This window comes from Pseudomonas sp. C9-3 (assembly GCF_032392015.1).
Classification (GTDB): domain Bacteria; phylum Pseudomonadota; class Gammaproteobacteria; order Pseudomonadales; family Pseudomonadaceae; genus Pseudomonas; species Pseudomonas nitroreducens.
Window position 1 is genome coordinate 6120715 of record NZ_CP135919.1, and the last position, 19727, is coordinate 6140441.

The 19727-nt window shown below is 66.4% G+C and carries 20 protein-coding genes and 1 pseudogene; 11 read left to right on the forward strand and 10 right to left on the reverse strand.

Translation table 11 applies throughout. The features are described 5' to 3' along the window. The first annotated feature begins 13 nt into the window (after window positions 1-13). On the forward strand, window positions 14-1318 hold the full coding sequence (locus tag RS899_RS28035; RefSeq protein ID WP_315808575.1) for an MFS family transporter: 1305 nt from the start codon (window positions 14-16) through the stop codon (window positions 1316-1318). 14 nt (window positions 1319-1332) lie between these two features. Here RS899_RS28035 and RS899_RS28040 read toward each other — a convergent pair whose 3' ends face one another. Continuing rightward, the gene (locus RS899_RS28040) at window positions 1333-2751 is read right to left on the reverse strand and encodes an MDR family MFS transporter (protein ID WP_409978098.1); all 1419 of its coding nucleotides are present in this window, start codon (window positions 2749-2751) and stop codon (window positions 1333-1335) included. 415 nt (window positions 2752-3166) lie between these two features. Between RS899_RS28040 and cfaB the strand changes: the two genes are divergently transcribed. Together cfaB and RS899_RS28050 are read left to right on the forward strand one after the other, a co-directional pair. Further along, window positions 3167-4351, forward strand: coding sequence for a C17 cyclopropane fatty acid synthase CfaB (gene cfaB, locus RS899_RS28045; RefSeq protein ID WP_054909476.1), 1185 nt, complete (start codon window positions 3167-3169; stop codon window positions 4349-4351). Window positions 4352-4481: 130 nt separating this feature from the next. Continuing rightward, a complete protein-coding gene (locus RS899_RS28050; RefSeq protein ID WP_315808577.1) occupies window positions 4482-4958 on the forward strand; it encodes a GNAT family N-acetyltransferase in 477 nt (158 codons plus the stop codon). Here the strand turns inward: RS899_RS28050 and folE2 are convergent. Both folE2 and RS899_RS28060 read right to left on the reverse strand, forming a co-directional pair. Continuing rightward, a complete protein-coding gene (folE2, locus tag RS899_RS28055) occupies window positions 4955-5842 on the reverse strand; it encodes a GTP cyclohydrolase FolE2 (RefSeq protein WP_315808578.1) in 888 nt (295 codons plus the stop codon). The two genes, RS899_RS28050 and folE2, sit on opposite strands and share 4 nt — an antisense overlap. Window positions 5843-5911: 69 nt before the next feature. After that, on the reverse strand, window positions 5912-6313 hold the full coding sequence (locus RS899_RS28060) for a hypothetical protein (protein ID WP_315808579.1): 402 nt from the start codon (window positions 6311-6313) through the stop codon (window positions 5912-5914). 129 nt (window positions 6314-6442) lie between these two features. Between RS899_RS28060 and dksA the strand changes: the two genes are divergently transcribed. From dksA to RS899_RS28075, 3 genes are read left to right on the forward strand one after another with little or no spacing between them, the layout of a single operon-like run. After that, entirely contained in the window at window positions 6443-6847 is a 405-nt protein-coding gene (gene dksA, locus RS899_RS28065) for an RNA polymerase-binding protein DksA (protein WP_024766818.1), read from the forward strand. A gap of 21 nt (window positions 6848-6868) precedes the next feature. Then, window positions 6869-8071, forward strand: a complete 1203-nt coding sequence (gene zigA, locus RS899_RS28070; RefSeq protein ID WP_315808580.1) for a zinc metallochaperone GTPase ZigA — start codon at window positions 6869-6871, stop codon at window positions 8069-8071. Further along, on the forward strand, window positions 8071-8703 hold the full coding sequence (locus RS899_RS28075) for a DUF1826 domain-containing protein (protein ID WP_315808581.1): 633 nt from the start codon (window positions 8071-8073) through the stop codon (window positions 8701-8703). Before zigA ends, RS899_RS28075 begins: the two co-directional genes overlap by 1 nt. 137 nt (window positions 8704-8840) lie before the next feature. On the opposite strand, the gene RS899_RS28080 is transcribed toward RS899_RS28075, so the two are convergent. After that, window positions 8841-9197, reverse strand: coding sequence for an NADH:ubiquinone oxidoreductase (locus RS899_RS28080; protein ID WP_169935161.1), 357 nt, complete (start codon window positions 9195-9197; stop codon window positions 8841-8843). A gap of 76 nt (window positions 9198-9273) precedes the next feature. Here RS899_RS28080 and RS899_RS28085 point away from each other — a divergent pair, with 76 nt between their 5' ends. Both RS899_RS28085 and RS899_RS28090 read left to right on the forward strand, forming a co-directional pair. Next, window positions 9274-10236 (forward strand): CobW family GTP-binding protein, encoded by a 963-nt coding sequence (locus RS899_RS28085; protein WP_315808582.1) that lies wholly within the window; start codon window positions 9274-9276, stop codon window positions 10234-10236. Window positions 10237-10321: 85 nt separating this feature from the next. Beyond that, entirely contained in the window at window positions 10322-11356 is a 1035-nt protein-coding gene (locus RS899_RS28090; RefSeq protein WP_315808583.1) for a TonB family protein, read from the forward strand. A gap of 142 nt (window positions 11357-11498) precedes the next feature. Here RS899_RS28090 and RS899_RS28095 read toward each other — a convergent pair whose 3' ends face one another. The 4 genes and pseudogenes from RS899_RS28095 to RS899_RS28105 form a co-directional block, all read right to left on the reverse strand. Then, window positions 11499-12008, reverse strand: a complete 510-nt coding sequence (locus RS899_RS28095) for a nucleoside 2-deoxyribosyltransferase (protein ID WP_233296972.1) — start codon at window positions 12006-12008, stop codon at window positions 11499-11501. A 2-nt stretch (window positions 12009-12010) separates the two neighbouring features. Next, window positions 12011-12448 carry a hypothetical protein gene (locus tag RS899_RS30925; RefSeq protein ID WP_374701929.1) on the reverse strand — a complete coding sequence of 146 codons (438 nt, stop codon included), beginning with the start codon at window positions 12446-12448 and terminating at the stop codon, window positions 12011-12013. Window positions 12449-12504: 56 nt separating this feature from the next. Beyond that, window positions 12505-13093, reverse strand: a pseudogene (locus tag RS899_RS30930) (calcium:proton antiporter); the annotation flags it as partial. A gap of 100 nt (window positions 13094-13193) precedes the next feature. After that, window positions 13194-13676, reverse strand: a complete 483-nt coding sequence (locus RS899_RS28105; RefSeq protein WP_054909486.1) for a hypothetical protein — start codon at window positions 13674-13676, stop codon at window positions 13194-13196. A 197-nt stretch (window positions 13677-13873) separates the two neighbouring features. On the opposite strand from RS899_RS28105, the gene RS899_RS28110 reads away from it, so the two are divergent. Then, a complete protein-coding gene (locus tag RS899_RS28110; RefSeq protein WP_054909487.1) occupies window positions 13874-14824 on the forward strand; it encodes an adenosine deaminase in 951 nt (316 codons plus the stop codon). Window positions 14825-15174: 350 nt separating this feature from the next. Next, window positions 15175-15855, forward strand: a complete 681-nt coding sequence (locus RS899_RS28115) for an SDR family NAD(P)-dependent oxidoreductase (protein WP_054909488.1) — start codon at window positions 15175-15177, stop codon at window positions 15853-15855. A gap of 94 nt (window positions 15856-15949) precedes the next feature. Here the strand turns inward: RS899_RS28115 and RS899_RS28120 are convergent, their stop codons facing one another. After that, complete coding sequence (locus RS899_RS28120; RefSeq protein ID WP_315808585.1) at window positions 15950-16831, reverse strand: LysR substrate-binding domain-containing protein; 882 nt, start codon at window positions 16829-16831, stop codon at window positions 15950-15952. Window positions 16832-16932: 101 nt separating this feature from the next. Between RS899_RS28120 and RS899_RS28125 the strand changes: the two genes are divergently transcribed. Further along, window positions 16933-17868 (forward strand): AEC family transporter, encoded by a 936-nt coding sequence (locus RS899_RS28125; protein ID WP_315808586.1) that lies wholly within the window; start codon window positions 16933-16935, stop codon window positions 17866-17868. Between the two features lie 251 nt (window positions 17869-18119). Here RS899_RS28125 and RS899_RS28130 read toward each other — a convergent pair whose 3' ends face one another. Then, complete coding sequence (locus tag RS899_RS28130; protein WP_169889178.1) at window positions 18120-19649, reverse strand: APC family permease; 1530 nt, start codon at window positions 19647-19649, stop codon at window positions 18120-18122. Window positions 19650-19727 lie beyond the last annotated feature (78 nt).

The window sequence follows — 19727 nt, forward strand, 5'->3', positions numbered from 1 at the left end:
CAAGAGAATCCCCATGAACGCACCTGCCGCACCGCAGTATTCCGCCCATGAGCGCCGCTCGCGCATCCTCGCCATCGTCGGCGCCTCGTCGGGCAACCTGGTGGAGTGGTTCGACTTCTACGTCTACGCCTTCACCGCCCTGTACTTCGCCCACGCCTTCTTCCCCTCGGACGATCCGACGGTGCAGTTGCTCAACACCGCCGGGGTGTTCGCCGCGGGCTTCCTGATGCGCCCTATCGGCGGCTGGCTGTTCGGCCGCATTGCCGACAAGAAGGGCCGCAAGACCGCGATGATGATCTCGGTGCTGATGATGTGCGGCGGCTCGCTGGCCATCGCGGTGATGCCGACCTACGCCACCATTGGCGTCGCGGCGCCGGCGCTGCTGTTGCTCGCGCGTCTGTTCCAGGGGCTGTCGGTTGGCGGCGAGTACGGCACCAGCGCTACCTACATGAGCGAAGTGGCGCTCAAGGGGCAGCGCGGCTTCTTCGCCTCCTTCCAGTACGTCACCCTGATCGGCGGCCAGTTGCTGGCCGTACTGGTGGTGGTGATCCTGCAGCAGTTGCTGACCACCGATGAGCTGAAAGAGTGGGGTTGGCGAATTCCCTTCGTGGTCGGCGCGATCACCGCGGTGATCGCCTTCTACCTGCGTCGCTCGCTGAGCGAGACGGCCAAGGAGTCCAACCTCAACCGCAAGGAGTCGGGCACGCTCACCGAGCTATTCACTCATCACAAGCGCGCCTTCTTCACTGTGCTCGGCTTCACGGCCGGCGGCTCGCTGATCTTCTACACCTTCACCACCTACATGCAGAAATACCTGGTGAACACCGCCGGGATGGACGCCAAGGTGGCCAGCGGCGTGATGACCTTCGCGCTGTTCTGCTACATGTGCATGCAGCCGCTGTTCGGTGCGCTGTCCGACCGTATCGGCCGCAAGACCTCGATGCTCTGGTTCGGCGCCCTGGGCATGCTCTGCACCTGGCCGATCCTTGCCGCGCTGAAGACCGTCAGCAGTCCCTACGCGGCGTTCGGCCTGATCATCCTGGCGATGGCCATCGTCAGCCTGTACACCTCGATCAGCGGCCTGATCAAGGCGGAGATGTTCCCGCCGCAGATCCGCGCCCTGGGCGTGGGCCTGTCCTACGCGGTGGGCAACGCGATCTTCGGTGGCTCCGCCGAGTACGCTGCGCTGGGACTGAAGAGCATCGGCATGGAGGACGTGTTCTACATCTATGTCTCGGTCATGTGCGGCGTGGCGCTGCTGGTCTGCCTGCTGCTGCCGGACCTGCGCAAGGTCAGCTACCTCAACGACGAGGACTGACGCCGCGCCATTCGCTAATCGTTGCTCCGGCCGCGCAGTGCGTGGTCGGGCAGCGATAGGGCGATCAACAGGGCCAGGGCGCCGAACCCGGCGTTGATCAGGAACAGGTGCCCGAACACCCCATCCAGCGCCAGCCGCTGCGCTTCATGGCCTTCGCCGCTCAGGCTGGCCAGCAGGGCGCTGGCCGACAGGCCATGGCCGGCGTCGCCTGCCAGCGGTTGCAGCATCGCCAGCAGCAGGGCCGACATCAGTGCGATCCCCACCGCCCCGCCCAGCGAGCGGAACAGCGTGATGTTGCTGGTCGCCACACCTAGGTGCTTCATTTCCACTGCGCTCTGCGCCGCCACCAGGCTGGTGGGGAATTGCGTGCCGGCGGCAATGCCGGTGAGCAGCATGCAGACCCCTGAAAGGAAGTATGCGCTCGGTGGCGTCAGCGCCAGGCCGGCAATCGCCAGGGACATCAGCAGCGCGCCGCCGACGATCTGCGGCTTGTAGCGGCCGATGATCGCCGTGAGACGGCCGCAGCAGTACGCGCCGATCGGCACACCCATGGCCAGCGGCAGCAGGTGCAGCGCGGCGCTGTCGGCGCCCGCGCCGGTCACCGACTGAAAGCGCAGCGGCACCAGCACTGACAGCGAGATGACCTGGAAGCTGGCAAAGAAGCTGATCAGCCAACTCAGCGTGGCGGCGCGAATACCGAACAGGTGCATCGGTACCAGTGGCTCCGGTGCGCGGCGTTCCTGCACGACGAACAGCGCGATCAGCACCACTGCGGCGGCGAACAGCGCGAGCATCTGCGGGTCGTTCCAGCGTGCGCCCTGGCCGACCTCGGTGATCGCCAGCAGCAGGCTGCCCAGACCGGCGATCATCAGCATCGTGCCGAGGTAGTCGATGACCGGCTTGCGGCCGGGTACGGGCAGGCCACGCAAGGTCCGGCGGGATACCGCGAGGGCGACCAGGCCCACCGGCAGGTTGATCAGGAACACCCAGCGCCATGACAGGTATTCGGTGAGCAGCCCACCCAGCACCGGGCCGGCGATGCTCGCCACCGCGTACATGCTGCTGAAGTAGCCCTGGTAGCGGCCGCGTTCGCGGGGCGGGACGATGTCGCCGATGATCGCCTGGCTCACCGACATCATGCCGCCGGCGCCGATGCCTTGCAGGACCCGGGCGATCACCAACTGCTCCATGCTCTGGGCGGCGCCGCAGAGCAGCGATGCGAAGGTGAACAGGGCGATGGCAAAGAGCATCAGCACGCGGCGGCCGTAGAGGTCGCCGAGCTTGCCGTAGATCGGCATGGAGATGGTCATCGCCACCATGTAGCCGGAGATGACCCAGGCCAGCAGGTCGAAGTCGCCGAAGCCGGCGGAGATCGCCGGCAGGGAAACGGCGACGATGGTCTGGTCGAGCGCACCGAGGAAGATCGCCAGCATCAGCCCCACCAGCACGGTGCGGACCGCCGGACGCGGCTCGGAAAAGGTAGTCAAGACAGCCCCCTTCACTTCAGAGGATCTCCGGCCGGGAGGCGGGCGGAGGGACCACAGTGTAGTGCAATGCAGCGGCAATCTGTCACGGCGCCGTCATCGTTGCGGTGCAGTAAAGGCTCTATCTCGGCGCTGGCAACGATGCTTCCCGGATCGGCTGCTACGCTTGCGTAGCGAACTATTCTTCCATTGCAGCCTGCGGATTTTCCGGGAACGCAAACCTTCGGAACGGGCTCCAATACAAAGGAAACGGCACGTCCCGCGGTGGTCGGCGCCACGATAGTTTTTATGCGGGCCAGGCCATAGGGGAAGACTATGGGTGTGCTGGTCTATAGTTTTCCAGCCCTGTGACCAGGAGGTATGCATGAACGCCAACCTGCCCTCTGAGTTGCTGTCCCTGCAGTTGCCGCTGCGCATCCGCATCGGCGAGGCCCAGGCGTTCGACCTTGGGCCTGATCCGCAGGTGACGCTCGTCGTTCGCGATCCGACCCTGCTGACCGAGATCACCCATCCCAGCCTCGATCTCCTCGGTCGTGCCTACGTTGAGAAGCGCATGGACATCGAGGGACCGATCGGTGAAGTGATCGCCACTGCCGATGCCCTGAGCAGCGCGCTGGGTGACGACGACGGGGACGCCGACTACGTGCGCGAAAGCCACGACAAGGCCACCGACGCCGAGGCCATCCATTACCACTACGACCTGTCCAATGCGTTCTACCAGCTCTGGCTCGACCCGGAGATGGTGTACTCCTGCGCCTACTACGAGACCGGTACCGAGGACCTGGCCACGGCCCAGTTGGCCAAGCTGCGCCACCTGTGCCGCAAGCTGCGGCTGAAGCCTGGCGAGAAGCTGCTCGATGTCGGCTGCGGCTGGGGCGGGCTGGCGCGCCTGGCGGCGCGAGAATTTGGCGCACAGGTGCATGGCATCACCCTCAGCGAGGAGCAGCTCAAGCTCGGCCGCGAGCGGGTCAAGGCCGAGGGCCTGGAAGACAAGGTGACGCTGGAACTGCTGGATTACCGCGACCTGCCGCGCGATGGCCGTTACGACAAGGTGGTGAGCGTCGGCATGTTCGAACACGTCGGCCACGCCAACCTCGGGCTCTACTTCCAGCAGCTGTATGACGCGGTGCGGCCAGGCGGGCTGGTGATGAACCACGGCATCACCTCCAGCAATACCGACGGCCGTCCGGTGGGGCGCGGCGCCGGGGATTTCATCGACCGCTACGTGTTCCCCCATGGTGAGCTGCCGCACCTGTCACTGGCCGTCGCGCGCATGAGCGAGGCGGGACTGGAAGTGGTCGACGTCGAAGGCCTGCGCCTGCACTACGCGCGCACCCTGGACTTCTGGAGCGCCAACCTCGAAGCGAAGCTGGCCGAGGCGGCGAAACTGGTGCCCGACCAGGCCCTGCGCATCTGGCGCCTGTACCTGGCCGGTTGCGCCTATGGCTTCAAGAAGGGCTGGATCAACCTGCACCAGATTCTCGCCAGCAAGCCCTATGCGGATGGCGGCCAGGAGGTGCCCTGGAGCCGGCGCGACATCTACTCCTGAGTCTTTTCTGCCCCTGCATCGGGCCCGCTTCGGCGGGCTCGATGCGTTTCTGGCGCGGGGCAAAAAGCTTGCATCGAGGAGCACGGGGCGCTAAACCCCCTGTCCCCACTGACTCTTTGGTAGATGAATCATGGTGAACTTCTTCCCGGACCTGTCCCTCGTTGAATTGTCGCCCGCACAGGCGCCCTGGTCGTTGCTGCTCAAGGCTGACCCCAGTCGCGAACAGATCGAGAGCTACCTGCACGACTCCCGCCTGCTGGCGCTGAACGAGGCAGACTCCGTGCGCGGCGTCCTCACGCTGACGCCGCGCGAACCCGGCGTTGCCGAGATCACCAGCCTCGCGGTGGAAGATGAATGGCAGGAGCGTGGCCTGGGCCGTCGCCTGCTGCTGGCCGCCATCGAGCAGGCGCGCGATGCCGGGCTGCAGCGCCTGACCATTGCCACCGGCAACTCCAGCCTGGCGCAGCTCGGCCTGTACCAGCGGGTCGGCTTCCGCATCGTCGGTATCGATCCGGATTACTTCGTGCGGCATTACCCCGAGCCGATCTTCGAAAGCGGCATCCAGTGCCGCGACCAGATTCGCCTGGCGCTGGACCTCGTCGCCTAGCCGCGTTCCCAGCGACTCACCGCCACCGCATCGTGGGCGTGCAGGCTTTCCGCATGCACCACGCGCACCTCGAAGCCCGACACCTCTTCGCGCTGCACCAGTGCCCGGTGCAGCCGGCGTGCGGCGTCCTCGCAGAACATCAGGTTCTGCCCGTTGGCCAGGGCGAAGGCCTGCTCGTCGGCGCGTTTCACCGCCGTCTGCACGGCGGTGCCGAGGGCGTCTTCGGCGTGGTCGATCAGCTCGCTGAAAGCGAATGCCGTCGCGGCCGGGGCGAGTCGCAGGTGCAGCCGCGCCTCGCTGCGCTGGCTGTGCGGCGTGGCGACTATGCCCTGCGGGCTGCCCAGCCAGGCACGCACCTCGCTGGCTTTCAGCAGGCGGCCGGCGAAGTCGCTGTCGAAACGCTCCTGGATCAGTTGGCGCGCCAGCGCCGCCGAGCAGGGGCACGTCGAGGAGTAGGGCAGGGCCACGCGCAATTCCAGTTGCAGCGCATCGTCTTCCAGTTGCGCGTGGATCTCGCAGGGGTAGCGTTTCCAGCCGCTCAGCGGGCTGACCAGCGCCGAGCGCTGCAGCATCAGGTCGAAACGCAATAGCAGGTTTGCGCGTCGGGAAAGCTGCGCGTGGCTGCGCAGGAACTGCCTGAGCAGGTCACGTAGCAGCATCGGCGAAAGCTCTGTTTCCGCCAGCGCTTCCAGCGCCAGGTACAGACGCGACATGTGGATGCCGCGCGCGTCGGCTTCGTCGAGGCTGACACCAGCGTCGGCGTATGCGGCGACGCGCTCGCCGGCGATACGCAGTGGCACGGCGATGCCCTGCATGCCGACCCAGTCGAGCGGGATGGGCAGGCGGGTGGATTGGCAGGCGATGTCGGGAAGCGGGGTGGTCATGGGCGGGTCACGGCTGGCAATTGTTATAATATAACGTATTTGCTTCCCGGCGATCCCGCAATGGGTTCTTCAGCGCTCCTGCTGCTTGCAGCCGCTCACGCGCCCGCAGGTCAGCCGGGCGCTGTCGCCTGATGAGCTGCTGAAGCGGCTGACGTTGGTCCAGCCGATGCCGCGACTGGTGCCCACCCACACCTGGCCGTCGCTGGCCACGCCGCTGAAGAAGGTCAGGCTGCCGTAGCGCGTGCCGGTCTGCGCCCAGCGCCGGCCGCTGCTGGCCTCGAAGCCGCGCAGGTAGGTGTCGTGGCCCTGGGTGGCGACGCTGTAGAGATTCCCCGAACCGTCCATGCAGGCCAGCACCGAAGCCGACCAGGTGCAGCGCGCCGGCTCCTCGCCGGGAAAAGGCAGTGGCGCGGAACCGCTGGCGTGGGCGAAGGGTGCGAACAGGCAGAGCAGCAGGGTGCGGCGCAGCATCGAAGGTCTCGGCGGGCGGGTGGAGCGGAACATCGGTATCGCACGTCGTCGGGCGGTTGTCGATTCCCGATTGCGGGCAATGCATTGTTATAATATAACATAAAAGATCACTCCCTTCCGGAGACGGTCATGACCGAACAGGAACTGCTTGCCCAGCCCGGCGAGGCCTACATGAGCGAGGCGCAACAGGGCTATTTCCGCGCGCTGCTGCTGGACCAGCGTGACGAGTTGCAGGGGCGCATCGACGAGGAATTCCAGGCGCTGCAGGACACCGAGCGGGCCAGTGACGAAGCCGATGTCGCCAGCCGCGAGGAGGCGCGCCAGTGGCAACTGCGCCTGCTGGAGCGCGAGAAGAAGCTGCTCGACAAGATCGACCAGGCGCTGGAGCGCCTGGCCCGGGGCGATTACGGCTGGTGCGAGGAAACCGGCGAACCGATCGGCCTGCGCCGCCTGTTGCTGCGCCCCACCGCCTCGTTGTGCATCGAGGCCAAGGAGCGCCAGGAACGGCGCGAACTGCACGTCCGCGAAGCCTGATTTCCCTGGAGCCCCACCGTGATGAATGCGCCCCTTCCCGTAACTGTGCTGTCCGGCTTCCTTGGCGCCGGCAAGAGCACGCTGCTCAACCACGTCCTGAAGAACCGCGAGAATCTGAAGGTCGCGGTCATCGTCAACGACATGAGCGAAATCAACATCGACGGCCGCGAGGTGCAGCGCGACGTCAGCCTCAACCGCGGCCAGGAGCGCCTGGTGGAGATGAGCAACGGCTGCATCTGCTGCACCTTGCGCGAGGACCTGCTGGAAGAGGTCAGCCGCCTCGCTGGCGAAGGCCGCTTCGACTACCTGCTGATCGAGTCCACCGGTATTTCCGAGCCACTGCCGGTGGCGGAAACCTTCACCTTCCGCGACGAGCAGGGCCGCAGCCTGTCGGACCTGGCGCGGCTGGACACGCTGGTCACGGTGGTCGACGGGTTGAACTTCCTCGTCGACTACCAGGGCGCCGACAGCCTCGCCGAGCGTGGCGAAACCCTCGGCGAGGACGACGAGCGCTCGCTCAGCGACCTGCTGGTGGAACAGGTGGAGTTCGCCGATGTGATCCTGGTGAGCAAGATCGACCTGATCGGCAGCGCCGAGCGCGACGAGCTGCTGGCGATCCTGCGCAGGCTCAATCCCGACGCCGATATCCAGCCCATGGTGATGGGCCAGGTGCCGCTGGCGCGCATCCTCGACACCGGCCGTTTCGACTTCCAGCGCGCCGAGCGAGCGCCGGGCTGGCTCAAGGAGCTGCGCGGCGAGCACCTGCCGGAGACGGAAGCCTACGGCATTTCCTCCAGCGTCTATCGGGCGCGCAGGCCCTTCCACCCGCAGCGCTTTCATGACTTTCTCGCCCGGCCCTGGAGCAACGGCCGGTTGTTGCGCTCCAAGGGCTTCTTCTGGCTCGCCAGCCGCTACCGCGAGGCGGGCAGCTGGTCCCAGGCCGGCGGCCTGATGCGCCACGGCCTGGCCGGACGCTGGTGGCGCTTCGTCCCGCGCGAACACTGGCCGCAGGACACCACCGAGCTGCAGGGCGTGCTGCGCCACTGGCGCGAGGACAGCGGCGATTGCCGCCAGGAGCTGGTATTCATCGGGCAGAACCTGGACTTCCAGCAGCTGTTCGGCGAACTGGATCATTGCCTGCTGGATGACGAGGAAATGGCCGCCGGCACCACCGCCTGGAAGCGCCTGCCCGATCCCTTCGAACCCTGGGAGGCCGGCGCCTGATGCTCGCCCTCGAAACTCCGACCTGGCCGCGGCAGGTGCTTGGCGACGATCCGCAGGTGCTCGCCGAGGTGCTCAAGGAAGACGTCAATCTGGCCGTCTGGCAACGCACGCTGTACCCGGAAATCAGCACTTTTGCCGGTTGGCTGAGCGCCCAGCCGCTGGACCTGACGCAGAGCCTGGAGGTGGTCGAGGAGCGCGTCGGACTGGGCGACCTGCTGCGCCAGTACGCCATGCTTGATGGCTGCACGCTGTTTCGCAGCGACCTGCAATGGCTGGCCGAAGCCTTCGCCTGCCTGACCGGCGCGCAGCGTATCGGCCTGCGCCTGCGCAGCCTGGACAAGGCCATGTGCCCGCGCTTCCACGTCGATCACGTACCGCTGCGGTTGGTCACCACCTATGCGGGGCCAGCCAGCCAGTGGCTGGAGGAGTGGGCCATGGCCCGCGCGCGGCTGGGAGACGCGGCGGCCGAACCAGCCAGCCGGGCGGAGATCCGCCAGATGGCGGCGGGTGACGTAGGCCTGTTCAAGGGTGAGAAATGGGCCGGCAATCTTGGCTCCGGCATCATCCACCGCTCGCCGTTGCCGGCACCGGGCGAGCGCCGCCTGTTGCTCACGCTCGACTGGCTGGGTTGAGGTTTCGCCCGGGCAAAAAAATAGGCCGCCCGGGGAGAGCGGCCCAATTCACCAAGATCATGTCCGGCGTGGGGCGCCGGGAGGGTGTGAGGTACCCGGGGACAGTAGGCCCGAAGCGTGTGACAGGGCGATGACCGTTACTGGGGTTTGCGCCAGTGGCCGTTGCTCTGCTGCTCGCAGAACGGCTGGAGAATGCGCGCATCGCTGGCCACGCCGTAGTAGTGGATGTCCTGGCGATAGGGCACGCCCTGGGTCTGGGCGTTCTCGCAGACGCCGAAGGCGCCGCTGGGGCAGTTTTCGGCGTAGGTCACCTCGACCTTCTGGTCCTTCAGCTGCGGTTGGCAGAAACCCTCGCGGAAGAGTTTTTCCGGGATGGTGCGGTTCTGCTGGCAGACCTTCACGTCGACCTGCTTGCCCTGGGTATGCACCACGCAGGCCTCGCCGTGGGCGAGCAGGGGCAGGCAGGCGAGAGCAAAAGGCAGCAACAGGCGCATGATCGATCCGGGGTGGCGAGGGGAAGCCGCGACTCTAGCGCTTTTCCCGGCGAGCGTCAGGCGGCACCATGGGCGAATGTTGAAGCAGATCCCGACTCATCTCATCGCCGGCCCCCTCGGGGCAGGCAAGACCAGCCTGCTGCAGTCCCTGCTGGCGCAACGTCCCGCAGGCGAAAGCTGGGCGGTGCTGGTCAACGAATTCGGCCAGGTGGGGCTCGACGCCGCGCTGCTGTCCCGCGACGAGGACGGCATCGCCCTGGGCGAGGTCGCCGGTGGCTGCCTGTGTTGCGTGAATGGCGCGCCGTTTCAGGTCGGCCTTGGCCGGCTGCTGCGCAAGGCGCGGCCGCAGCGACTGTTCATCGAGCCGTCCGGCCTTGGCCATCCCGCGCAACTGCTGGCGCAGCTGCGTGCGGCGCCCTGGCAGGGCGTACTGGCCGTGCAGCCGATGGTGATGGTGCTCGATGCTGCCGCACTGGCGGTCGGCCAGCCCCTGCCCGAAGCGCAGCAGCAGGCGCTGGGCGAGGCGGCGCTACTGGTGATGAACAAGTCCGAAGCCCTGGATGGCGCGGCGCGTGCGGCTCTGGCCGCGCACCTGCCGGACGTGCCGTTGTGCTGGACGATCCAGGGGCGCCTGTCGCTGGGCGAGCTGCCAACGACGCCAACTGAACCGGCGGGCGCTGATTTGCCGCAGGGCGCTTCTGCCGGTGAACCGGCGATGCTGTTGCTCCGTGAGACGCCGTTGCGCCAGGTACGCCTCGAGGACGGTCGACAGTCGGTCGGCTGGCGCTTCCATCGAGACTGGCACTTCCGCACGGCTGAGCTGGACGCTTGGCTGGCCGGGGTTCCCGGCCTGCTGCGGGCCAAGGCCGTGTTGCACGGCGAAGGTGCCTGGCTGGCCTGCAACCGTACCGTCGGTCCGGCACCCTGGACGCCCAGTGCCTGGCGCAAGGACAGCCGGATAGAGCTGATCCTGGCTGCCGAGCTCGATCCGCAGGCCTTGCAGGACGGCCTTTTACGCTGCGCCATCGCACCGATCTGACAGATAAGGTTGCCCTCGAGTAACTAGTGAATGATAATAATTATCAGCAGATACTGCTTCGTGAACTCTTCCCGCAGGCTTTCTCATGTCGTTACCCCAACCGCGCAAGGCGGCGGACGCCAGTCCAGCCGTAGACGCTGAGGAACAGCTGTTCACTTCCGCCACGGCGGATGACGGCGCCCATTTGCCCAGCGTGAACGCCCAGCGCGTCAATGAGGCCACCCTGCGACTCGTCAGTTGTGCCGGCCCCCGCCGCGACGAGGAAGTGGTTCCCGAAGAGGTCCTGATTCCCTACGCGGCGCCGGTCGAAGGCGTGGAAGACGGCGAGCAGCCGCCCCCCCCCGGTGGCTGGTGGAAGTCCTCGGGTCTGGCGATTGCCATGCATGTGGCCATCGTCGCCGCGCTGGTCTGGGTGATGCCGACCCCGGCCGAACTGAATCTGGGCGCCGGCGAGATGCCCAAGGCCATGCAGGTGAGTGTCGTCACCCTGCCACCCAAGCCGGAAGTGCAGCAGCCACCTGCTGCCGCGCCGACTCCGCCGCCGCCGGAGCCCGAACCGCCCAAGCCCATCGAGCCGCCCAAGCCGGTGGAAAAGCCCAAGCCCAAACCCAAGCCGGTCGAGAAGGCCGTGCCCAAGGTGTCGCCCAAGCCCAAGCCCAAGCCCAAGCCGAAACCCAAGCCCGAGCCGGACCCCGAGCCCGCCGAGGAAGCCGCCGCGCCGCCGACCCCGGCTGCACCGCCGCCGCCTGCCGCGCCGACTGTCGGCCAGTTCACCCAGGGTGCCCAGGCCGCACCGACCGGTTCGCAGGGCCCCGCCGGCCTGCCCACCGGTAGCCTGAACGATAGCGACATCAAGCCGCTGCGCATGGACCCGCCGGTCTACCCGCGCATGGCGCTGAACCGTGGCATCGAAGGTCGGGTGAAGGTGCTGTTCACCATCACCAGCGATGGCCGCATCGCCGATATCCAGGTGCTGGAATCCTCGCCGCCGCGCATGTTCGACAACGCCGTGCGCGACGCCATGGACAAGTGGCGCTTCGAGCCCCGCGTCAGCGGCGGCCGGATCGTTGCCCGCCAGGCGACCAAGGTGTTCTTCTTCAAGCTCGAAGGGCGTCGCTGACAGCCGTTGCGAGCCAAACGAAAAACGCGCCCGAGGGCGCGTTTTTCGTTTCCGGCGATTGGCTCTTGGTAGGAACGAGCTTGCTCGCGAACCGCCTACGCAGCGGAGTCGCCGGAGAATCCGTTCGCGCGCAAGCTCGCTCCTACTGGTGACCTGGCAGCTCCTTGCGCAGCAGCTCCAGTGCCTCTCGTGCCCCGCCCACGGCGATCTTCGCCGGCACGCCGAGCATCAGGTTCAGCGGCAGGCCGAAGCCCTCGATCTGGTTGCCGTCGCGATCGCGGTCCGGCTGGTCGCCCTTCCATTCGCAAGGCAGGCGCTCGGTGCAGCTGCCGCCTTCATCGATGTAGCCGAACAGCGGCTTGCCCAGCGCGGCGGCGTAGCCCAGTTCGAAGGCGGTGCCGCTGTCCGGTTCTGCGCCGCGGAAAGGGTTGAGATTGGCCAGCACCACGTCGGCCTGGCGGATCAGCTCGAGGTTGGCCTGGTAGATCCAGCGCGCCTGCTCCACCGGCTCGACGATGCCTTCGGGCACCGAGTGGTCCAGGGGATACAGCCCCTGCACGCCGAACTCGGCGCACAGCGCCTTGAGCCGCTCGCCCTGCTCGAAGGCGTTGGGGAGAAACACGTCGGGGCCGGCGAGGTACAGCTTGAGCATGTTCAGAGTCCCATGAACGACAGCATCAGGAAGGTGGCGAACAGCACGAAGTGGGTCATGCCCTCGATGGCGTTGGTCTTGCCATCATGCAGGTTGTAGCCGGCGACCATCAGGGTGATGAACATCATGCCGGTCTGCAGCGGGGTCATCGCCATCTGGATCGGCTGGCCCTTGAAGAGAGCCAGGGCCTCGATCACCGGTACGGTCAGGATCACGGTCGACAGCGACGCGCCCAGGGCGATATTGACCACCGGCTGCATGCGGTTGGCCATGGCTGCGCGCAGGGCGGTGAGGATTTCCGGGCTGGCGGAGATTGCCGCTACCAGCAGCGCCGGTACGATAGGCGGTACGCCGCTGCCTTCCAGGCCGACGTCCAGGGCCTTGGACATCACCTCCGCCAGCGCACCGATCAGCACCACGCCGACTACCAGCAGCGCCATGGACTGCTTGCTGTTGCCGGCCGCCTCGTGGCCTTCGCCGTGCTCGCCATGGGTGGCGTAGTTGTAGCTGAAGAAGTAGCTGTGCTGGCCGGTCTGCATGCGCAGGAACAGCGCGTAGAGCATGACCATGCAGCCGATGGTGAAGAACGAGTAGAGCTTCCACTGCTCGGCCGGGATCAGCTCCGGCACCACCATGGAGATGCCCACGGCGGTGAGGATCATGGTTACGTATGTCTTGCCCGAGTCGTCGTTGTACGACTGCTCGCCGTGCTTCAACCCGCCGAGCAGCGCGGCCAGGCCAAGGATGCCGTTCATGTCGAGCATCACCGCGGCGTAGATGGTGTCGCGGGCCAGGGTCGGCGAGTGGTTGTGATTCATCATGATCGCCAGGATCACCACCTCCACCAGCACCGCCGCCAGGGTGAGGATCATGGTGCCGTAGGGTTCGCCGACCTTCTCCGCGAGGATCTCGGCGTGGTGCGCCACGCGCAGCGAAACGCCGATGATCACCGCCAGCAGCGCAGTCGCGGCGATCCCCGCGAGCATCTTGCCGCCACCCAGCAGGCTGTGCTCCAGCGGGTAGACTCCAATCGCCACCAGCAGGGCGAGGAGGAGGAATTTTTCTTCTTTGAGCGCGCGCAGCATCGAGAGGATGTCCATTCCGTAAGAGAGCGAGAGCGCCATCTTAGGCAATGGGCCGGAGGCGCACCAGCGACCTGCTGATCGTCGTGGCCGGCTCGCTCGCTCAGTGGGGCAGGTCGGCGCGCTCGACGAATTGCTTCTGCGCCGCCAGGACCTGGTCGGGCAATACGTGCAATGCCTTGTACGCGTCGTCGAGCTCCTTCACGAGGGCCGCCTTCCTGGCCTTGTCGCCGGTTTCCGCGTAGCGCTCGAGGTGCTGGTAGTAGCCGATCTGCAGTTCGTAGTAGCGCGACAGGCTGCTGGCGAAGTGGCTGGCATCCTTCCCGTGATGCAGTTGCTGCACCTGGGTGAGGTCGTGTTCGAGCTCGGCGATGTGGCTGGCTGCGCTTTCCACCGGTCGCGTCGCGGTGACGGCATGGCCGGAATCGAAATCGCCCTTGATCAGTCTTTTCCTGTCCCGGTCGATCCGCTGCACGTTATGCAGGAAAGCGGGGGTCACCACCTCGTTGTACCGGAAGTCGGAGGCGGAGGAGGAGTCGCAGGCGGCCAGGGCAAAAGGCAGCAGGACCAGCAGGGTCTTGTTCATGGGTCGGGCCGTAGCGGGGGGGAATGCTGCGATTCTAGAAAGGAGAACGGTCGGAAGATTTCGCGGATATCTGTCTTTTGCGTCAGAATTATCTCTGTCCACGCAGGCTGGGGCCTTTGGCCCCGCTGCCAATTGCTTGCCGGATCAGCCTGTGTGCCAATGTTGGCGCCTGATCTACCCATAACGAGACCTCACCCATGTACGACTGGCTCAATGCCCTGCCCAAGGCGGAACTGCACCTGCACCTGGAGGGTTCGCTGGAGCCCGAGCTGCTGTTCGCCCTGGCCGAGCGCAACAAGGTCGCCCTGCCCTGGGGCGACGTCGAGAGCCTGCGCAAGGCCTATGCGTTCAACAACCTGCAGGAGTTCCTCGACCTCTACTACGCCGGTGCCGATGTGCTGCGCACCGAGCAGGACTTCTATGACCTGACCTGGGCGTACCTGCAGAAGTGCCAGTTGCAGAACGTCATCCATGTCGAGCCGTTCTTCGATCCGCAGACCCATACCGACCGTGGCGTACCCTTCGAGGTGGTGCTGCGCGGCATCCAGGGCGCGCTCAAGGATGGCGAGAAGCAACTGGGCATCAGCCATGGCCTGATCCTCAGCTTCCTGCGTCACCTGTCCGAGGAAGAGGCGTTCAAAACCCTCGATCAGGCCATGCCGTTCCGCGATGCGTTCATCGCCGTCGGCCTGGACAGCTCCGAAGTCGGCCACCCGCCGAGCAAGTTCCAGCGTGTGTTCGACCGCGCCCGCAGCGAAGGCTTCCTGACCGTGGCCCACGCCGGCGAAGAAGGCCCGCCGGAGTACATCTGGGAAGCCCTGGACCTGCTCAAGATCGAGCGTATCGACCACGGCGTGCGCGCCATCGAGGACGAACGCCTGATGCAGCGCATCATCGACGAGCAGATCCCGCTGACCGTCTGCCCGCTGTCCAACACCAAGCTCTGTGTGTTCGACCACATGCGCGAGCACAACATCCTCGACATGCTCGAACGCGGCGTGAAGGTGACGGTGAACTCGGACGACCCGGCCTACTTCGGCGGCTACGTCACCGAGAACTTCCAGGCCCTGCATGAGCACCTGGGGATGACCCAGGAGCAGGCGCAGCGCCTGGCGCAGAACAGCCTGGATGCGCGGCTGGTGAAGTAAGGGAGGGGGTAAGGATCAGCGTCCGCGCTGGCCCTCAGCGCCCTCTCCCTAGCCCTCTCCCTTAAGGGAGAGGGGACCGACCGTGCCGGATTCGAAGGCATCGCTCCCTTTAACTTCCGTTAAAACCACCGGGAAACTTTCGGCGCCAAAACCTCTGAGCGCGCCGAACAGCTCCCTCTCCCTTCGGAGCGGGGCGCGCAGCCAGGGTTGGGGAGAGGGATCGTCCAGCACGGAATCTCCCCGGAAATCCCCCGTCCCGATCCGTCCCCTCATCTGGCGCCCGCGACCTTTCACGCCGGACCTGCTAACCCTATAAGTGCGCCTCCCACTTCTTCGCGAGGAAGCACCACATGAACAGGATCGTCGCCATCACCGGCGGCTTCGGCCATCTGGGTAGCGTGGTCGGCCAGGCGTTTGCCGATGCCGGCTGGCAGGTCGCGCTGCTCGACCGTGCCGTCGGGCCGCGTTATCCACAGGCCGGGGCGCTGTCCATCGGCGGTATCGACCTCACCGATCCTGCCGCCGCCCGCGCGGCGCTGGAGCAGGTCAACGAGCATTTCGGCGGCCTCGATGCGCTGATCAACGTGGCCGGCGGCTTCCACTGGGAAACCCTGGCCGACGGCGACGTCGACACCTGGGACCTGATGTACCGCATCAACCTGCGCACCGCCGTGGTCTCCAGCCAGGCCGCGCTTGGCCACCTGAAGGCGCGTGGGCGCGGACGCATCCTCAATATCGCCGCCGCAGCGGCCAACCGCGCGGCGTTGGGCATGGGCGCCTACGCGGCGTCCAAGGCCGGCGTCATGCGCCTGACCGAAGCGCTGGCGGAAGAACTGAAGGACGCGCGAATCACCGTCAACGCGCTGATGCCGAGCATCATCGACACCCCGCAGAACCGAGCCGATATGCCCGATGCCGAGTTCGACCGCTGGGTGCGGCCGGAGCAACTGGCGGCAACCCTGCTGTTCCTCGCCTCCGAAGACGCCGCGGCGATCACCGGCGCATGCATTCCGGTGACTGGGCGGGTCTAGCGGGTGGCACTCTATCGACCGTAGGGCGCATAACCCGGAACGGGTTATCCGCCATGGCGGCGGATAACGCCGCAGGCGTTATGCGCCCTACATCTCAGGCTTCGACCGCACCCACGCTGCGCAGAAACGCCGCCAGGCACGGGTTGTCGTTGTGCGGGCTCCACGCTGCGCCGTACTCCACCTGCGGCGAAGCCGCGATGGCGCGGAAGGCCACGCCGGGCAGTTGCATGCGCCGGATCGAGTCGGGCACCAGGGACACGCCCAGCCCCTCGGCCACCAGGTTGACGATGGTCTGCTGCAGGTGCGTTTCCATGCGCACTGACGGGGCGAATCCATGCTGGCGACAGCAGTCCATCACCGACTCGTGCAGCGCCGGCGCCGTGGCGGGCGGGAAGGTGATGAAAGGCTCGCCGGCCAGCTTCGCCACGTCCAATTCGGTTGATTGCGCCAGTGGATGATCCGCCGGCAGCACCGCGCACAGGGGCTCGCGCTGCAGCGTGCGGTAGAGCCGCTGGCCCGGCTCGCGTTCGGGGAAGGTCAGGGCGACGTCCACTTCGCCGTTTTCCAGCGCCGGGCCGAGGTCGCGTGGCAGGACCTCGTTGAGCACCAGTTTCACTTCCGGGTGGCCATCGGCGAAGGTCTTCAGCAGGCGCGGTAGCAGCGTCCAGGCAGCGAGCATGGTGAAGCCGATGCGCAGCTCGCCGCGCTCCCCGCGCGCCGTGGCACGGGCGGCGCGCACGGCGAGATCCAGGCCGGAGAGCAGGGCGCGGGCGTGCTGCTGGAAATCGCGGCCGGCGGCGGTCAGTTCCACCGAGCGGGAATGCCGGGCGAACAGCGGCGTGCCCAGCTCTTCCTCCAGCGCGGCAATCTGCCGGCTCAGCGGCGGCTGGGTGATGTGCAGCGCCTCGGCGGCACGGCCGAAGTGCAGGTGCTCGGCGAGGGCGAGGAAATAGCGCAACTGACGGAAGTCGATCATCGATACGGAAAGGGTATGGATGGGCGCCCTAGTAAGCATTGGACGGTATCGATTGGCAACCCTATGCTCGCCTGCCGCTCCCGTTCTCCAGGTTCCCTGCCATGCACACCGTGTTCGCCGTCGTCCTGCCGATCTTCGCGCTGATCCTGGTCGGCTGGCTGTGCCGGCGCAGCAACCGCCTCGGCCCGCAGGCGGCGTCGGAGGTGAACAAGCTGGTGGTCTGGCTGTGCCTGCCGGCACTGCTGTTCAAGGTCACCGCCACCGCGACCTGGGCGGAAATCTGGCAACCGGGGTTCCTTGCCGCCTTCACCGCCGGTTGTCTGCTGGTGTTCTTCGCCACGCTGGCCTGGCGCCTGCTGCAGGGCCGGCCGTTGCCGGCGGCGAGCATCGACGGGCTCAGCGCGTCCTACGCCAACACCGGCTACATGGGCATCCCGTTGTGCCTGCTGGTGTTCGGCCAGGATGGCCTGGAGCCGGCGCTGATCGCCTCGTTGCTGGTGGTCTGCGTGCTGTTTGCCATCTCGGTGGTGTGCATCGAGGTCGGCCTGCAGGCCGAGAAGCACATCGGCCGCGCCGTGTGGGTGGTGACCAAGGCGCTGGGCAAGAACCCGCTGGTGGTGTCACCCATTATCGGCGGCCTGTGGGCAGTGACCGGCATCGGTCTTCCAGCGCCGCTGCTGCATTTCCTCGACATGCTCGCCGCCGCGACGACGCCCTGTGCTCTGGTATCGCTCGGCTTGTTTCTGGCGCAGAAGCAGGAAGTGCGAGGCGAGCAGGTCGGCGCCTGGCCGCTGGTGGCGATCAAGCTGATCGGCCAGCCGCTGCTCACCGGCTTCCTCGCCTACAAGGTCTTCGACCTGCCGCCGCTGTGGGCCGATTCGGCGCTGCTGCTCAGCGCGCTGCCCACCGGCACCGGGCCGTTCATGCTCGCCGAGTACTACCAGCGCGAGGCGGCGGTGGTGTCGCGGAGCATCCTGCTGTCCACCCTGGGTTCGCTGGTGACCCTGTCGTTGTGCCTGCTGTGGATCGCCCGATAGAAGGCTCTTTGTAGGAGCGCGGTGTCGGGGTGTGGGGCTTTTGATCTCGTAGGATCGCCTCCAGCGAAACTGGAGCCTTTCGCGGACAAGGTCCGCTCCTGCAAGAAGGATTTTCCCCACCAATAAAAAAACGGACCAACCCTCGGCAGAAGGCGGTCCGTTGCGCAAACGCAGGGGAGCGTCACCGGGGAAAGGTGGCGCTCCAGACGCAGCCCCTCAGGCGTATGGCCCGAATTGCGTCAACGTTGCGATCAAGCCGGTTCGGTCAGCGCGCCCGCAGCGCGCACGGATGGTTGGCGGCGGGAAATCCGGTGGGCGTCGCCCGCTGGCGCAGTGCCCTTGTCGTACGGCTTGGCCAGCAGCATGTAGAGCAGGCCGGCGCCGAGCACGATCACCGTGGTGAGGATCATCGAGTAGTTCATGTACCAGGGCGCGTCCGGGGTGCGCGGCCAGACCATGTTGGTGATCGCCGCCACGCCATAGATCAGCGCCGCGACGTTCACCGGCACGCCCCATTTGCCCAGGGTGAACTGGCCACCCGGTGCCCAGCCCTTGGCGCGGGCGATGAGCGCGGCGACGACGATCAGCTGGAACGCGATGTAGATGCCGATCGCGGCGAAGCCGACGATGGTGGCCACTGCATCGGCCATGAACAGACCCAGGCAGACGATGGCTGCCGGCATCACGCCCGCCACCATCAGCGCGACCGCCGGTACGTGGTTGCTGTTGAGCTTCGACAGGGCCTTGCTGCCGACGATCATCTCGTCGCGGGCATAGGCGAACAGCAGGCGGCTGGCGGCGGCCTGCAGGCTCAGCACGCAGGAGACGAACGACACCATCACCACCGCCATCACCAGCTTCGAACCCACCGGGCCGAAGGCGTTGGCGAGGATGGTGGTCACCGGATCGGTGTCTTCGCCGTTGATCACGCGCTGGATATCCGGCACCGAGAGGATCAGCGCCAGGCAGGCGAACATCGCCGCCGCACCACCGATGTAGATGGTCATGCGCATGGTCTTGGGGATCATCCTGCCGGGGTTCGGGGTCTCCTCGGCGACGTCACCGCAGGCTTCGAAGCCGTAGTACTGGAACAGGCCCGCCAGCGATGCGGCGAGGAAGGCCGGCCAGTAGCTGCCGTCGACCTTGATGTCGAAGGTGTTGAACAGCACGCTGAAGTCGTTGTGGCGCTCGAAGATCAGCAGGTAGCCGCCCACCAGCAGTGCACCGCCCAACTCGCAGATGAAGCCGAACATGGCGACGCGGGCGAGCAGCTTGGTGCCGGACAGGTTGAGCACGGTGGACAGGGCGATCAGGCCCAGGGCGATGCCGATGGCGGCGTTGCCGTGCATGTCGAAACCGAGCATGGCGGCCATGTACGGGCTGGCGCCCACGGCGATGCCGGCAATGGAGGTACACAGCGCCCAGGCATACACCCAGCCGACCATCCACGCCCAGCGCTTGCCCACCAGGCGACGGGCCCAGGGGTAGACGCCCCCGGAGATGGGGAATTGCGAGACCACTTCGCAGAACACCAGGCACACCAGCAACTGGCCCAGACCGATCAGCAGGTAGGTCCAGAACATCGGCGGACCACCAGCGGCCAGGCACAGGCCGAACAGGGTGTAGACGCCGACCACCGGCGACAGGTAGGTGAAGCCCAGGGAGAAGTTCTCCCACAGGCCCATGCTGCGTTCGAAGTTGGAGCTGTAGCCGAGGGCAGCGAGCTGCTCGGCGTCTTGATCGGTAACGCCAGCGGCACGCTTGGCAGGGGACCCACTCATCGTTGTTTCCTCTCAGGGGTTGATGGGCAGAAGGCATTCGTCCGGCGGGCCTCACGACGCCCGCCGGTTCCCTTTTCG